The organism is Lysinibacillus sp. UBA6686 (assembly GCF_002455205.1).
Classification (GTDB): Bacteria; Bacillota; Bacilli; order Bacillales_A; family Planococcaceae; genus Lysinibacillus; species Lysinibacillus pakistanensis.
Genome location: NZ_DKJS01000007.1, coordinates 1 through 14618, shown reverse-complemented (window position 1 = coordinate 14618; position 14618 = coordinate 1). Strand labels below are relative to the sequence as shown.

Annotated in this window: 10 protein-coding genes and 1 other annotated feature; of the genes, 4 read left to right on the top strand and 6 right to left on the bottom strand. The window is 37.5% G+C overall.

Features of this window, described 5'->3' with window-relative positions; translation table 11 throughout:
- The first annotated feature begins 3 nt into the window (after positions 1–3).
- Complete coding sequence (locus B2R82_RS01840) at positions 4–486, top strand: QueT transporter family protein (RefSeq protein ID WP_286923246.1); 483 nt, start codon at positions 4–6, stop codon at positions 484–486.
- Positions 487–563: 77 nt separating this feature from the next.
- Positions 564–765 (top strand) — a binding site (T-box leader).
- 57 nt (positions 766–822) lie between these two features.
- Complete coding sequence (gene trpB, locus B2R82_RS01835) at positions 823–1986, top strand: tryptophan synthase subunit beta (protein ID WP_286923245.1); 1164 nt, start codon at positions 823–825, stop codon at positions 1984–1986.
- Between the two features lie 44 nt (positions 1987–2030).
- Here the strand turns inward: trpB and B2R82_RS01830 are convergent, their stop codons facing one another.
- From B2R82_RS01830 to B2R82_RS01820, 3 genes are all read right to left on the bottom strand, one after another.
- Positions 2031–3656: a long-chain fatty acid--CoA ligase gene (locus B2R82_RS01830; protein ID WP_286923286.1), complete on the bottom strand. Its 1626-nt coding sequence runs from the start codon at positions 3654–3656 to the stop codon at positions 2031–2033.
- A 236-nt stretch (positions 3657–3892) separates the two neighbouring features.
- Positions 3893–4846, bottom strand: a complete 954-nt coding sequence (locus B2R82_RS01825; protein ID WP_286923244.1) for an L-threonine 3-dehydrogenase — start codon at positions 4844–4846, stop codon at positions 3893–3895.
- Positions 4847–5171: 325 nt separating this feature from the next.
- Positions 5172–6842 (bottom strand): HAMP domain-containing methyl-accepting chemotaxis protein, encoded by a 1671-nt coding sequence (locus tag B2R82_RS01820; RefSeq protein ID WP_286923243.1) that lies wholly within the window; start codon positions 6840–6842, stop codon positions 5172–5174.
- 240 nt (positions 6843–7082) lie between these two features.
- On the opposite strand from B2R82_RS01820, the gene B2R82_RS01815 reads away from it, so the two are divergent.
- Positions 7083–8249 (top strand): FtsW/RodA/SpoVE family cell cycle protein, encoded by a 1167-nt coding sequence (locus B2R82_RS01815; protein WP_286923242.1) that lies wholly within the window; start codon positions 7083–7085, stop codon positions 8247–8249.
- A 217-nt stretch (positions 8250–8466) separates the two neighbouring features.
- Here the strand turns inward: B2R82_RS01815 and B2R82_RS01810 are convergent, their stop codons facing one another.
- From B2R82_RS01810 to B2R82_RS01800, 3 genes are read right to left on the bottom strand one after another with little or no spacing between them, the layout of a single operon-like run.
- Entirely contained in the window at positions 8467–9819 is a 1353-nt protein-coding gene (locus B2R82_RS01810; RefSeq protein WP_286923241.1) for an aspartate aminotransferase family protein, read from the bottom strand.
- Positions 9820–9849: 30 nt separating this feature from the next.
- A complete protein-coding gene (locus tag B2R82_RS01805; RefSeq protein ID WP_286923240.1) occupies positions 9850–11379 on the bottom strand; it encodes a CoA-acylating methylmalonate-semialdehyde dehydrogenase in 1530 nt (509 codons plus the stop codon).
- A 17-nt stretch (positions 11380–11396) separates the two neighbouring features.
- Positions 11397–12806, bottom strand: a complete 1410-nt coding sequence (locus B2R82_RS01800; protein ID WP_286923239.1) for an amino acid permease — start codon at positions 12804–12806, stop codon at positions 11397–11399.
- Positions 12807–12999: 193 nt separating this feature from the next.
- Between B2R82_RS01800 and B2R82_RS01795 the strand changes: the two genes are divergently transcribed.
- A complete protein-coding gene (locus B2R82_RS01795) occupies positions 13000–14568 on the top strand; it encodes a PucR family transcriptional regulator (protein WP_286923238.1) in 1569 nt (522 codons plus the stop codon).
- The last annotated feature ends 50 nt before the right edge of the window (positions 14569–14618 follow it).

Genomic DNA, 14618 nt, shown 5'->3' with positions numbered 1-14618 from the left:
AATATGAAAATAAAGTTTTTAGCGGCAAGTGGTATTATTGCAGCACTTTATATTGCTGTTACATTATTAGTCGCACCATTCGGCTTTACAGAGGTCCAGTTCCGCGTATCGGAAATTTTTAATCATCTTGTGGCCTTTAATCCACGCTTTGCCGTTGGAATTATTCTTGGGGTATTTATCTCCAATCTTTTTTCACCATTAGGCATTTATGATTTATTATTTGGTGTAGGGCACTCGATGCTTACTCTAGGACTGTTTATTTTAATCTGTAAATTTGTTAAAAATATTTGGGCACGTTTAATCATCAATACATTTTTATTTACATGCACAATGTTCATCATCGCCTTTGAACTGAACTTAGCTTTAGAATTACCGTTCTTCTGGACATGGTTAACTGTTGCTGCTGGTGAATTTGTTGTTTTAGCAGTTGGTGCACCGATTATGTATATATTGAATAAACGTTTAAACTTTAATCATTTAATTTAACAGACGAGTCTTAATAGATTCGTCTTTTTTTATACTCTTGACAGTTTTCTGAAAATATTCTACAATTCTTTTCAATAATAACTGCAAAGAAAAAGAGTAGTAGCAAGCAGTAGTACTTAAAGAGAGCTGATGGCTGGTGCAAATCAGTAGTACATACTTGTGAATGGACTTTGGAGCAGCCTCATTAAAATGTGAGGTCGAATTTACTCCCCGTTACCGGAGTACGAAAGCGCGCAGTTTTTGCGAATAAAGGTGGCACCACGGTTACTCGTCCTTTTACCAGAAGGATTGAAGTGACTTTTTTTATGGAAAAATTAGAAAGAGGAGTCGAGAGAGATGGGTAAAGTAGCAGAGAAAAATGGGTATTTCGGTGAATTTGGCGGTAGCTTTGTTCCTGATGAGCTTCAAAATGTATTGAATATTTTAGATGAAACCTTCCAGAAATTCAAAGACGATGAAGACTTTAAAAATGAGCTAGATTATTATTTCCGTGAATATGTTGGGCGTAAATCTCCACTTTATTTTGCAGAAAATTTAACAAAGCAATTAGGTGGCGCAAAAATTTATTTAAAGCGCGAGGATCTCAACCATACAGGTTCACATAAAATCAATAATGTTTTAGGACAGATTCTACTAGCAAAACGTATGGGTGCTAATCGCGTTATTGCTGAAACTGGTGCTGGACAACATGGCGTAGCAACAGCGACTGCTTGTGCAATGTTTGGTATGGATTGCACAATCTATATGGGCTTAGAGGATACCAAACGCCAAGCATTGAATGTGTTTCGTATGGAGCTTCTTGGTGCAAAAGTAGTCGCTGTTGATAAGGGACAAGGACGACTAAAAGATGCAGTTGATGAGGCATTCGCTGACTTAGTAGAAAACTATGAAACTACCTTCTACTTACTAGGTTCAGCTGTAGGACCACATCCATTCCCATCCATGGTGAAACATTTTCAATCAGTTATTAGTCGTGAAAGCCGTGAACAAATTTTAGAAAAAGAAGGAAAGCTTCCAACAGCTGTACTTGCCTGTGTAGGTGGTGGTAGTAATGCCATTGGTGCGTTTGCAGAGTATATTTCAGATGAGGATGTGCGTCTCATCGGTATTGAGCCCGATAAGGCTGCCACATTGAATGAAGGGACTCCAGGTGATTTGCACGGTTTTAGATGTTTAGTATTGCAGGATGCAGAGGGTAATCCACTGCCGACATATTCGATTGCCGCTGGATTAGATTATCCTGGAGTAGGCCCTGAGCATAGCTACTTAAAAACAATTGGCCGTGGTGAATATGTTACTGTGACAAACGAGGAAGTGCTTGAAGCATTCCAGGTGCTATCTAAGGTTGAGGGGATTATACCAGCACTTGAAAGCTCTCATGCTGTGGCACATGCTCTAAAATTAGCACCAACTCTATCACCTGACGAAAGTATTATTATTAATATCTCAGGTCGTGGCGATAAGGACGTAGAGCAAGTATTCCAAATGCTGAATAAATAATGTAAGCAAAAGAGCGACTCCCAATGCCGGAATCGCTCTTCTTATTATACAAGTGTACTTAATTTCGGATAAATTTCTGCTACATTATCTCTTAGTTTGGCTTTTAGGAATTTCCCAACAGACGTCTTTGGAATTTCCTCTAAAAATACAACATCATCTGGAACCCACCATTTTGCAAATTGGCTTTCTAAAAATGCCAGTAGCTCCTCTTCTGTTGCAGACTTTCCTTCCTTCAACACAACACAAGCTAAAGGTCGTTCTTGCCACTTGGCATGCGGAATCGCAATAACTGCCGCTTCTAAAATGGCATCATGAGTCATTAACGCGTTTTCTAAATCCACTGAGGAAATCCATTCCCCACCCGACTTGATTAAATCCTTTGTACGATCCGTTATTTTGATAAAGCCATCTTCTGTTCGTACTGCAATGTCTCCTGTATATAGCCAGCCGTCTCGATACGCATCAGCCGTACGTTCATCCCGATAATATTCATGAGAAATCCATGGACCACGTAAGCGGAGCTCACCCATCGTCTCTCCGTCCCATGGTACCTCTCCATTGTCATTCACAATACTGGATTCAATGCCCGCCATTGTCATTCCTTGCATAGCTCGTGATTCAATTCGCTTGTCAATTGGCCACTCTTCCATCCAAGACATATAATTCGATAATGCTACGATTGGTGTTGTTTCTGTCATGCCATACACAACAATATATGGTATACCATAGATTTCTTCAAATGTACGAATTAGTCGAGTTGGTGAGGCTGAGCCACCACAACAGATTGCACGTAATGAACGAATATCCCGTTCTCGCTTCTCCTGCTCCTGTAATGCTCCAATCCAAATGGTTGGAACACCAGCTGTTAGTGTGACTTTTTCCTGCTCCACTAAATCTAAAATTAAGGCTGATGTAAAATGCGGACCTGGTAATACTTGTGTTGCGCCGACATTAACACTTGCAAATGGTAAACCCCATGCATTTGCATGAAACATCGGTACTATAGGCATTACAACATCTCGCTCAGCAATCCCCATGGAATCAGACATACTCAACATTATACTGTGTAATACTAAACCTCTATGGGAATAAACAACCCCCTTTGGATTTCCAGTTGTCGCACTTGTATAGCACATACCAGCAGGTGAATCCTCAGCTAAATCCTCTGGGAATTGGTAATTTTCATCGGCGGCTGCTAATAGCTCTTCATAGGATAATGCATTTGGTAATGTCGTTTCAGGTAAAACATCCTCATCTGTCATAATAATAAAATGTTTCACTGTCTTAAGCTCTGGCGCAATGTTTTCAATGATTGGTACAAGATCCTGATCAATCATTAAAATCTCATCTTCTGCATGATTAATAATATATATTAAATGCTCTTCTGAGAGTCGAATATTCACCATATGTAAAACTGCACCTGAACATGGTACTGCAAAATATGCCTCTAAATGGCGATGCTGATTCCACGCAAAGGAGCCAATTTTCATTCCTCTTTTCATTCCCAGCTTTGTTAGTGCATCTGCTAAACGGCGTGTTCTTTTAGCCCACTCTCCATATGTTAAGCGGTGAATTTTTTCTGGACCTGTCCGAGAAACTATCATCTTTCTAGCAAAATAACTTTCTGCTCGCTTAAAAAAATTGGTTAACACTAATGGCGTTTGCATCATAAAACCATCCATCCCTTCATCTCGTAAACTTTTCCCCCTATAGAATATTATTAGTCATATTTAATCGAATACTATTAATATTCTGAATTTTATTATATTTTAAATTTATAAATTACGCTATATATTCCAATAATTTTCTTTTTATTGTTAACTTTTTCTAAAAAACAGGTATATTGAGGCATATTAAAAACAGATAACGAAATTATCGTCATCTGTTTCATTTGGGCTGTATTTATTTATGAGATTGCTTTTGTTTGCAACTTGATTTTTAATTTTTCTAGCATATCAACTGTCATTTTTGCTAAGTCATACTCCGCTTTAAAGCTCCATTCTTTCTGTGCAGCTTCTATATTTAAAGAATTTGGCCAGCTATCTGCAATCGCTTGACGTACTGGATCTACATTATAATCCATACGGAAATGCGGTAAATGCTTCTTAATTTCAGCTGCAAGTTGGGCTGGCTCAAAGCTCATTGCTGTAATATTAAAGGCATTGCGATGAATCAAGCTTTTGCTATCAGCTTCCATTAAATCAATTATTGCCTGTAAAGCATCTGGCATATACATCATATCCATATAGGTGCCTTTTTGAATATAGGAAGTGTACTTGCCTTGTTCAATCGCTTCATAGAAAATCTCAACAGCATAGTCTGTTGTACCACCTCCTGGAGGCGTTACATACGAAATTAATCCCGGGAATCGCACACCACGTGTATCTACGCCAAAGCGATTGTAATAATAATCACATAGAAGTTCACCAGCTACTTTGTTCACACCATACATTGTTGTAGGTCGCTGTAACGTATCCTGTGGCGTATTGTCCTTCGGTGTTGATGGACCAAATGCACCTATTGAGCTCGGTGTAAAAAATTGTAGATTTAATTCGCGTGAAACCTCTAATGCATTCATTAAGCCACCCATATTTAAATTCCATGCTAGCAATGGATTTCTTTCAGCAGTTGCAGATAATAATGCTGCTAAATGCATCATTGTGTCTGCACCAAAATCTTTTGCTAAATCATGCATTCTTTGTCCATCTGTCACGTCCAATATTTCAAATGGGCCCCTAGTATGTTCTAGCTTTCTAATATCTGTAGCAAGGATATTGTCCTCTCCATAAATACTTCGAAGTTTTTCTACAAGCTCAGAACCTATTTGGCCAAGTGCTCCAGTAACAATTATCTTTTTCATTTCTCCAAACCTCCACCTATGAACAATTGTACTTATGGAAAGTACATTTAAATGTGTATAAACATTGATTTAATAACACTTTCAATGAATTTCATTATAATGTGTTCATATAAAAAACACAACATTTATATTTCCATTTTTACAAAACACTACGAACGAGTTCTTATTTTCAGTATATGAGCCCTTAAAAATATAGTGCTGAAAAAATATATAAAATACATATGTATATTTGAAGAGGACATTTATCCATTTATTTCATAATTAAATTGAGCCATAAAAAAAGAACCTCACTTTGTATTTAAATAAAGAAAGGTTCACTTGCTTATTATATTGAAAATCGCTTCACGGCAATTTGTAAAACTTTTGATACTTTCCGCAACTCTTTTATATAATTATGAAATTGCTGCTGAGCAGATAATTGATCTGAAGTTAGTGTAGCTACATGCTTGGTCGAGGCAGCATTTGTATCAGAAAACGTTGTTAGCATAACAGCATCCTCACTAACCTTTTTCGTATGATTAGCAATCTCTTGAACGGTAGCCGATACTTCCATAATATATGGCTTAATAGTATGTACTTTTTCTAAGATTTGATCGAAGCTTGTAGCTGTTTTTCCCGTTACATGAACACCCTTCTCTGTTGCGGCTAATACACCCTCCATCATTTGCACGGCGTAGCTTGAATCTAGATGGATATTCTGCACAATGGATGTAATCGTTTGTGTTGATTGAACCGTCTGCTCTGCAAGCTTACGAACTTCATTTGCCACTACTGCAAACCCTTTGCCATGCTCTCCTGCTCGTGCAGCTTCTATTGATGCATTTAAAGCTAGAAGATTTGTTTGTGCAGTAATCCTTTCAATTACTTCCACCATTTGGTCAATAGTAGAGGCTCTTTCAACTAAATTAAAGATGGCTGTATTTGATTTTTCGACCGCCTGCTTAATGTTCTGTATTTGCGTTAAATTTGCTTGTACAATTTCTGTGCCGCTTTCTGCATCACGTGCAGTTTTATGAGCAAAATTTTCTACCACCTGTACTTTTTCTAAAATAATTTGTACACCATTCAGTACTTCCTCGAGTGATGCTGTATTGGAAGCCAATTTTGTAGTTGAGGCAGCTGTTGAAGCTGAAATAGACTGTACATCCTTTGCTATTTTATGTGTTGTAGTAGATGACTGTTCCGACGATTCTTGGAGTTTTCCAGTCATTTCTTCCACCTCATGTGCGCTATTTGTTACGGTATGAAGCAGCGTTTTTACCTCATTTACCATTTGGTTGTAAGATAACACTACCTCACCTAGTTCATCATGTGCGACATAGCTAGCATTTGCTGTGAAATCGCCTTGCTCTGCACGCTTTAATAAAGATTTCAATTGACGAGTTGGTACATTTACAGCCTTTGTAGCTATAAAGCCAATAAAAATAACTAACAATACAACAAATAAACATACCCCGCCAAGCAGCCAGTACCCAAATTGCACATCCTTTTGGTAGGCCAATTGCTGTTCCTTAGCACGTTGCACCAAATAGCTTTGAGTTTCTTCTAGTAGTGTATGGCTTTGCTGGCTTACAGATAAAAAGGACAATGTATAAAACTGCTGTTGTTCCTTTGGGTTCAATTGCTTATAGCTTTCAATCAATTCCATCTGCTGTGCAAGTAAGGTCTTGTATTTCTTCATTTGATGATCCATCTTTTTATCGACTTCTAGTCTCACTAAATGATCTAAAGGCTGCTCCATGCTATTGAGTATGGTAATCATTTCTTGATACGGTTCTGCTGCATCTACTAAATAATCTAATTGTCGTTGTGATTCCTCTAGCTCGTTTAACCAACCAATAGGTACTAGTCCTTGTGTATAGCTCTCACTTGCTTGCCAGGACATTTTCCTTAGATAATCCACACTAAAAATTCCTAGCAGTACATTTGAAAGCACACAAACGATCATTAGTACAAGTAGCTTGTCCTTCACCATTATGTAACGAAAAAATTGCATGATCCTTGGCTCCTTCTCCAGCTCTTACCAATAATCATAGTATCCAGATATAAAGCTAGTGTTATGTTTTTGTAAATATTGTTCGAAGAGTTGTGAAGTATCTATAATTTGTAAAAAAAATATTAAATTATTTTATTAAAGACATCGTATTTAATGCTCCTTGTATTTCCATTTGCAACCTTCTATCCCTTCCTAACGTTTGGTATTAATAGTAGCGTTTTGGAAATAGGAGGTGTTTGCGTGTTACAGTTCAAAAAACTAGATAGAAGTTTAGTCATTTGCTTGCTGTTACTTGGTATGATTAGTTGTCTCTTCGTCCACTCTAGCAGTTCGGTATTTGAACAATATTCTAGCTCTTTTATCATCAAGCAATCACTCTACTACCTTATCGGATTTGTAACGATGTTTGTGGTAGCTACACTTGATATAGAACAACTAAAGAAGATTGGCTGGCCCTTTTATATCATCATGGTGTTATTGACATTCGGATTATTTATAGCACCGGAGAGTATAGCTAGAACGGTTAACGAGGCAAAACGCTGGTATCAGATTCCAATATTAGGTTCATTCCAGCCATCAGAGTTTTTAAAGTTTGCGTTTTTAATTGTTGTCAGCAAAGTTATTGTCGCGCATCAGGAAAAATATAAGAATCCTTCCTTTTTAACAGATATGCGGCTCCTATTTATAATTGCTATCATTACAATTCCGCCTACACTTGCTGTTTATAAGGAGCCTGACACAGGCATGACAATGCTTTATATGGCGATGATTATACCAATGCTTTTCTTTTCAGGTATTCAAAAAAAACTGCTCATAATCTTTGCTGCTATACCAGTATCGATTATGAGCGTTGTGGTTATTCTTTATGTAAAATTTAATGATTTTTTTACAGAAACGGTCCTAAGTAAATTATCTGGACATCAGATTTCACGCATCTATGGCTGGCTGCAACCTTATGAATATCCAGATTCATCTTTTCAAACTAGACAGGGCTTTTTAGCAATAGGCTCAGGAGGATTTACAGGAAAGGGGTACTTGCAAAATAATGTCTATGTCGTAGAAAAGCATACAGATTTCATTTTTGCAAATATCGCTGAGGAAATAGGTTTCCTTGGAGCTTCATTCATCATTGCTCTTTTATTCTTTGTGATTTATCGCATTGTCCTCGTTACAGTAGAGGCAAAGGATCCTTTTATGACGCTAATGGGAGCGGGCATTGCTAGTTTATTGGCCTTCCAAATTACGCAAAACATTGGTATGACAATTGGACTTTTACCCGTAACAGGTATGACGTTGCCATTTTTAAGCTATGGAGGAAGCTCACTCCTATCAAATTTCATGCTAATGGGTATTGTAATGATTATCTATAAATCTTATAGCGGTTACATGTTTAAAGCAGAGGAGTAGGTGATGACTTTATGAATACTACTTTAAAAAAGAGAATTATACTTTTACTAGTTTTGACTGGAATCTTTTTGTTCATACTAATCATTCGTCTTGCCTTTCTGATGCTTTATTAATGAGCTGTCTTTTAAGTTTAGTAAAGACTTAAAAGACAGCTCACCACCTATAGATCTGTATCTGCCGCTACGCTTTCGATACAAAAAACATTTGCCGAATAAAGTTAAATTTTATGAATATTTTCTATGACCACTTCAATTATTTTCGTTAAATCTTCTTGAGCAATATTCAGTGGCGGGGATAACGTTAAAACATTATTAAACCCAGCAACAGTGGCTCCATTTTTACCAATAATAACACCCTGCTCTTTACATGCAGCTATCACTGCATTTACTTGACTCACTGGTAATGGCTCCTTAGTTGCTTTATCTGCCACTAATTCGATTCCAATTAATAGACCTTTGCCGCGAATATCCCCAATATTTGGATGATTATTTAATGCCTGTTGAAGTGCTTGGAGGGTTGCCGCTCCTATCTTACTAGATCTCTCAAACAACATTTCCCGCTGAAAAATTTCAATATTCTTTAATGCTACAGCACAGGCTACAGGTGAACCGCCAAATGTATTAACGTGACGGAAATAATCATATGCGTTAGAACCGGAAAATGCCTCATAAATTTCCCGTTTTACTGCTGTTGCTGATAAGGGCAAATAAGCACTTGTTATTCCTTTTGCCATTGTAATGATATCTGGTTTGACTCCATAATTCATAAATCCAAATGGCTTTCCTGTTCGGCCAAAACCACAGATTACTTCATCTACAATCATTAAAGCTCCATGCTTTTTACAAATTTCCTCAATGCCTATTAAATAATTTTCTGGAGGCATAATAACCCCGCCCCCTGTAATGATTGGCTCTAAAATCATGGCAGCAATCGTATCACTAAGCTCCCATGTCATTGTTTTATCAACAGCCCTAACACTTGCCAAATCTGTTGGGGCAACAGTGTCGCATTCATACTCACGATATTGATCTGGGGGAGCTACATGTACAAATCCAGGTGATAATGGCTCATATTTATATTTTCGCTCTGCTTGCCCAGTTGCAGCTAATGCGCCAAAGGAATTGCCATGATAGGCACGATAGCGAGAAATAATTTTATAACGAGAGCTTTGCCCCTTTTGCTGATGATACTGGCGTGCAATTTTAAAAGCAGTTTCATTTGCCTCTGAGCCACTGTTGGAGAAGAAGATGACATAATCTCCGCCCAGTAATTCATTAATCTTTTCAGCTAGCTCCACTGCTGGTAAATGGCCTTGCGATAAAGGTGCATATGGATTTTTCATCATCTGCTCATGTGCAACATCCGCTAATTCCTTTCGCCCGTAGCCAACATTCACACACCAAAGCCCTGCCATCGCATCAATATATTCAACACCATCTGTATCCTTGATTCTTGCACCGTCTGATTTTTCCACTATATAAGTAGCCTGTGGATTATAGGGTTTCATAGAATGCCAAACATATTGTTCATCCTTTTTTAAAACATCACTTTTAAGATTTACCTCAGCCATATTAACACCCCTTCTATGATTGTGACTTGCTTAGCTCTTCACATCGTTATTACTAGGAAACGCAAAGGAACTTGTTGTATTCTCCGTTTCGTCTGGCCAGCGTTCAGAAATTGTTTTTGCCTTTGTAAAGAAACGAGCTTGATCAGGTCCAAACATATGCCCTTCACCAAATTTTGAACGCTTCCATCCACCGAAATTATGATAGCCTACTGGAATTGGAATTGGGACATTAACCCCTACCATCCCTACCTCAATTTCTTCTTGGAATTTACGGGCTGCTGAGCCATTATTCGTAAACATTGTGACTCCATTCCCCAGTTCATGATTATTAATTACATCAATGGCTTCCTGTAATGTTTGAACACCTACTACAATACGTGCAGGACCAAAAACCTCTTCCTTAAAGATTGTCATATCTGGTGTTACATTATTTAGTAGTGTTGGTCCAAGATAAAAGCCTTTTGATGTTTCGCATATTTTGGGATTTCGACCATCTATCACTAGATTTGCACCTTCAGCAATGGCACCATCAATATAGCGAATAATGACATCTTTTGATTGCTGTGTAATTACTGGACCAAAATCCACCTCATGATCTGTATATGGCCCTATTTTCAATTGTGCAATTTTTTCTTTTAAGATATCAGTAAAACGTTGCTCTGTATCTTTTCCAACAACAAGTGCGCCTGAAATAGCCATACAGCGCTGAGAAGCTGCTCCATAGGCTGCCCCTAAAAATGCATTCGCTGTTTGTTCTAGGTTGGCATCTGGCATTACAATCATAAAGTTCTTCCCGCCACCAAATGCAGCTACACGTTTATTATGCTTAGTACCTGTTTGGTAAATATATTCAGCAACAGGTGTTGAACCAACAAATGAAATTGCTTGTATCTCCTTATTTTCAAGAAGTTCATTTACCGCTTCCTTGTCGCCATTGACGACTGTCCAAATTCCATCTGGAAGGCCTGCCTCTTTCCACAACTTGCTTATAAACAGTGCTGAAATCGGTACCCTCTCCGATGGCTTTAAAATAACGGCATTCCCTACTGCAACTGCCATACTTGTAATAGCAAGTGGAACCATTACAGGGAAATTAAATGGAGCAATTGTTGCAACAACCCCAAGCGGACTCTTTGCGGAAAATGCATTAATATTACCACCTACATTGACCGAGTATTCCCCCTTAAGCATTTGCGGAGCACTTATCGCCATATCTACAGACTCAATACCACGTACAATTTCTCCCTTTGCATCTTCTATAGTTTTTCCACTTTCCTCACAGATCAAGGCAATCAATTCATCCTGTTTTTCAATCAATAATTGACGGAAGTGATGTAATACCTCTACTCGTTTACCAATCGCTGTTTTTTTCCATCCAGGGAATGCTGCCTTTGCTAGCTGGATCGCCTGCTTAACCTCTTCTTTAGTTGCTAATGGAACCTGTGCAATGACCTCTCCTGTAGATGGATTATAAACTTCTGAAAATCGTCCACTTGTGCCAGCTACCTCCACCCCGTTAATAAAATGTGTTAGCGTTTTCATTTTTTGCTGAACTGTCATCTTTTCACCACTCCTTGTTATTGTTGTTCAAAATCTAACTCTTCCTTTTGGAAAATCACTTCATGTTCAGGATTAGAGAGCTTTTTCTTTTGAGTGACCATGTAGAATATCATGACGATTGCCACTATAATACATGTAAAAAATATTTGAGAACGCATGGAGTCAATAAAGAACATAGAGACAAGCAATGCAGTTGTAGCCAATATAGTAAAATACGTTAAATATGGAAATAACCACATTTTCACTTTTAAGAGTTCCGGATTTTCCTGTTCAATTTTTCTTCTCATTCTTAATTGTGAAAAGGCAATAATCAAATAAAGAATTAAGGTGATTGCACTACATGAGCTAAGTAAAAACATAAAGACTTTATCTGGTGAAACATAGTTCATAATAACAGCAATATAGGAGAAAAATGTCGCAGCTAGGATGGCATTCACAGGTGCACCCTTTTTATTTAATTTCAAAAAGGCTTTTGGGGCCTCTCCCTTCTCTGCTAAAGAAAATACCATTCTTGATGTCGCGTAAAGTGCGGAATTTAAGCATGATAACACAGCCGTTAAGACCACAAAGTTCATAATTTGTGCAGCAGCAGGAATACCGATATGATCCAGTACCGCAACATATGGGCTTGTTAGAATATCCGAGGAATGCCATGGCAATAATGTAACAACCACTGTAATGGATCCAACATAGAAGATTAAAATTCTCCATGTGATAGAATTTGTAGCCTTCGTTACTGCTGCTAAAGGTTCATCGGATTCCCCTGCCGCAATCGCTACAATTTCTGTTCCCATAAAGGAAAAAATAACAATAACTACACCCACTAGAACTGCTCCAAAACCATTTGGTAAAAAACCGCCCTGCCCAATTAAATTAGCAGTCCCAATCGCATTAAAATTCGGTGCAATGCCAAATATAATAAATGCACCAAGTCCTAAGAAAACTACAATACTTGCAACCTTAATAAGAGAGAACCAATATTCAAATTCACCAAAAGCTTTTACGGAAAGTACATTTGTTAAAGTTAGCGCTACTGTCAGTAAAAGACTAAGCAACCATAAAGGAATACCATCATACCAATATTGAATAATCGCAGCCGCAGCCGTTGCTTCTAAGGCTATGGCTATGACCCAGAAAAACCAATATAACCAACCAATCATAAAACCAGCCCAAGGACCAATTGATTCATGTGCATAATGCGCAAAAGATCCACTTGTTGGATTGACCGCTGCCATTTCCCCAAGCATTCGCATGACAAGAATGACGATGATACCAGCAAAAATATAAGATAGTATAGCACCAGGGCCGGCTAGGTTAATAACCGAGCCACTTCCCATAAACAGACCTGCCCCTATAACTCCTGCAATCGCAATCATTGTCATGTGCCTTTTCTTTAACCCTCTCTGTAAATGCGTTTGTTGCTCCATATCTGTCACCTCTTTTTTTAGATTGGATTATCGCTTAAAAAAATCTTACATGTTCCACACTTTGGAAGTAATAGACAAACTGTAAAATTCTATACTTTTGTTTTAAACATAATGTAAAATAGACTAAATATTCTTAAAATAAAATTTTTATTTTCTGAAACAGTAGTAAGAGAAAAATGAAAGGGGCTTACAGATGAATCAATTTAAATTAAAGGTGAAGGATGTATTAGAGAATAAACATTTTAAAAGTGCAGAAGTAGTAGCTGGAGAAGATGGATTATTACGGATTGTCAAATGGGCGCATGTCATAGAAATTGTCCAAATAGATAATTTCTTGGCTGGTGATGAATTGGTATTGACAACTGGCATAAGCCTGCAGCATAGCATAGACGATTTTATCTTTTTTGTAGAGTCTTTAATTCACAAAAATTGCGCTGCATTATGCATTGAGTATGGTGATTATCTACAAACCATTCCAGCAATCATTGTATCCCTTGCCAACCGTCATAGCTTCCCTATCATCGTTTTTCATGAAACTGTTCCCTTCGTTCGCATTACCCAGGATTTACATAGTCAAATATTAAATCAACAATATTTAATGATTTCCACGTTAGAATCTTACTCTCAAACATTAAATAAAAACGCCCTATTAGGACAAACAACCGAGGATATTTTACAAAATATGTATAATGAATTAAAAACACAAATTGTTTTTTCTATTAAAAGTCGAGAGCCTATCTTTTTCCCAAATGCAGTACCTCATAAGCGGCAGCAATTACTTGCGATGAAGGAAAAAGCCTCCGAATTTAAACATGAACCTATCTTTATTTTTGATCAGCACTATGCTGATTTGACTCTTTTTAGGGCAGATGGTCAATTTTCAGAATTCGAACTACTCATTTTAGATCGTACAGCTACAGCGTTAGCACAGCTTTTAATGAGAGAGTTTTATATAGAGGAAAAAAAGAATATGGAGGATGCCACTATTCTAGTAGATTGGATAGATCAAAAATTATCGAAAGAGGAAATTTACAAATTTATTGTCACTCATCATTCAAACTTCAAAATATCTAGTGGGGCTGTCTTTATTTTAGCGTCTCCACATACTGTTCCTAAAGTACAGGAGGATATTGTCTACAGTAAGCTATATTACCGAAACCTCTTTGAACAACATGGATTTATTCCCTTTTTATTCGAGAGAAAGAGCTATATTATCTTTATTCTTCTTCATACCAAAGATAGTAAATCGAGTCGTGAATTATTGAATTCGTTATGCTCTTCACTTCAGAAGGCAGAGTTTTACAAAAAACAAATATCTCAGGGATATCAAGTAGCCATCGGAAAGGTAGTTTCAGATGTTGTAGAAATTCCTAAAAGCTATCAAACTGCGCTTGATACATTATATATTTGCAGTAAGGTGCCAACAACTTCTTATTTTTATGATGATTTACATTTATATCATCTTATTTACAAGCTTCAGATGCAGGTGAATTTACAGGAAGTGATTCATGATTATTTACAGCCCGTTATTGAATACGATCGGAAATATAATAGTAAGCTACTAGAAACGTTGCAGGTCTATTTACAAACAAATGGCTCCAAGCAGCAGACAGCCAAACAATTGTTTATTGTACGGCAGACACTCTACCATCGCTTAAAAAAACTGGAAAGTCTATTAGGGGAAAATTTTATGAAGGGGCATAATCGTATTACGCTTGAATTTATGCTACTTGCAAATTCTTTGATTGAGGATAATAATTAAATTCCTAGTTTTGGAGTCACGCATTTCACTCGGGGGCTCCGCTGTTTCGC

What these genes read in the sequence shown, in the direction of transcription:
- B2R82_RS01805 (WP_286923240.1), bottom strand. Translation starts at nt 11,379, where the DNA reads ATGACAGTTCAGCAAAAAATGAAAACGCTAACACATTTTATTAACGGG.
- B2R82_RS01810 (WP_286923241.1), bottom strand. Translation starts at nt 9,819, where the DNA reads ATGGCTGAGGTAAATCTTAAAAGTGATGTTTTAAAAAAGGATGAACAA.
- B2R82_RS01830 (WP_286923286.1), bottom strand. Translation starts at nt 3,656, where the DNA reads ATGATGCAAACGCCATTAGTGTTAACCAATTTTTTTAAGCGAGCAGAA.
- B2R82_RS01795 (WP_286923238.1), top strand. Translation starts at nt 13,000, where the DNA reads ATGAATCAATTTAAATTAAAGGTGAAGGATGTATTAGAGAATAAACAT.
- B2R82_RS01820 (WP_286923243.1), bottom strand. Translation starts at nt 6,842, where the DNA reads ATGCAATTTTTTCGTTACATAATGGTGAAGGACAAGCTACTTGTACTA.
- trpB (WP_286923245.1), top strand. Translation starts at nt 823, where the DNA reads ATGGGTAAAGTAGCAGAGAAAAATGGGTATTTCGGTGAATTTGGCGGT.
- B2R82_RS01840 (WP_286923246.1), top strand. Translation starts at nt 4, where the DNA reads ATGAAAATAAAGTTTTTAGCGGCAAGTGGTATTATTGCAGCACTTTAT.
- B2R82_RS01825 (WP_286923244.1), bottom strand. Translation starts at nt 4,846, where the DNA reads ATGAAAAAGATAATTGTTACTGGAGCACTTGGCCAAATAGGTTCTGAG.
- B2R82_RS01800 (WP_286923239.1), bottom strand. Translation starts at nt 12,806, where the DNA reads ATGGAGCAACAAACGCATTTACAGAGAGGGTTAAAGAAAAGGCACATG.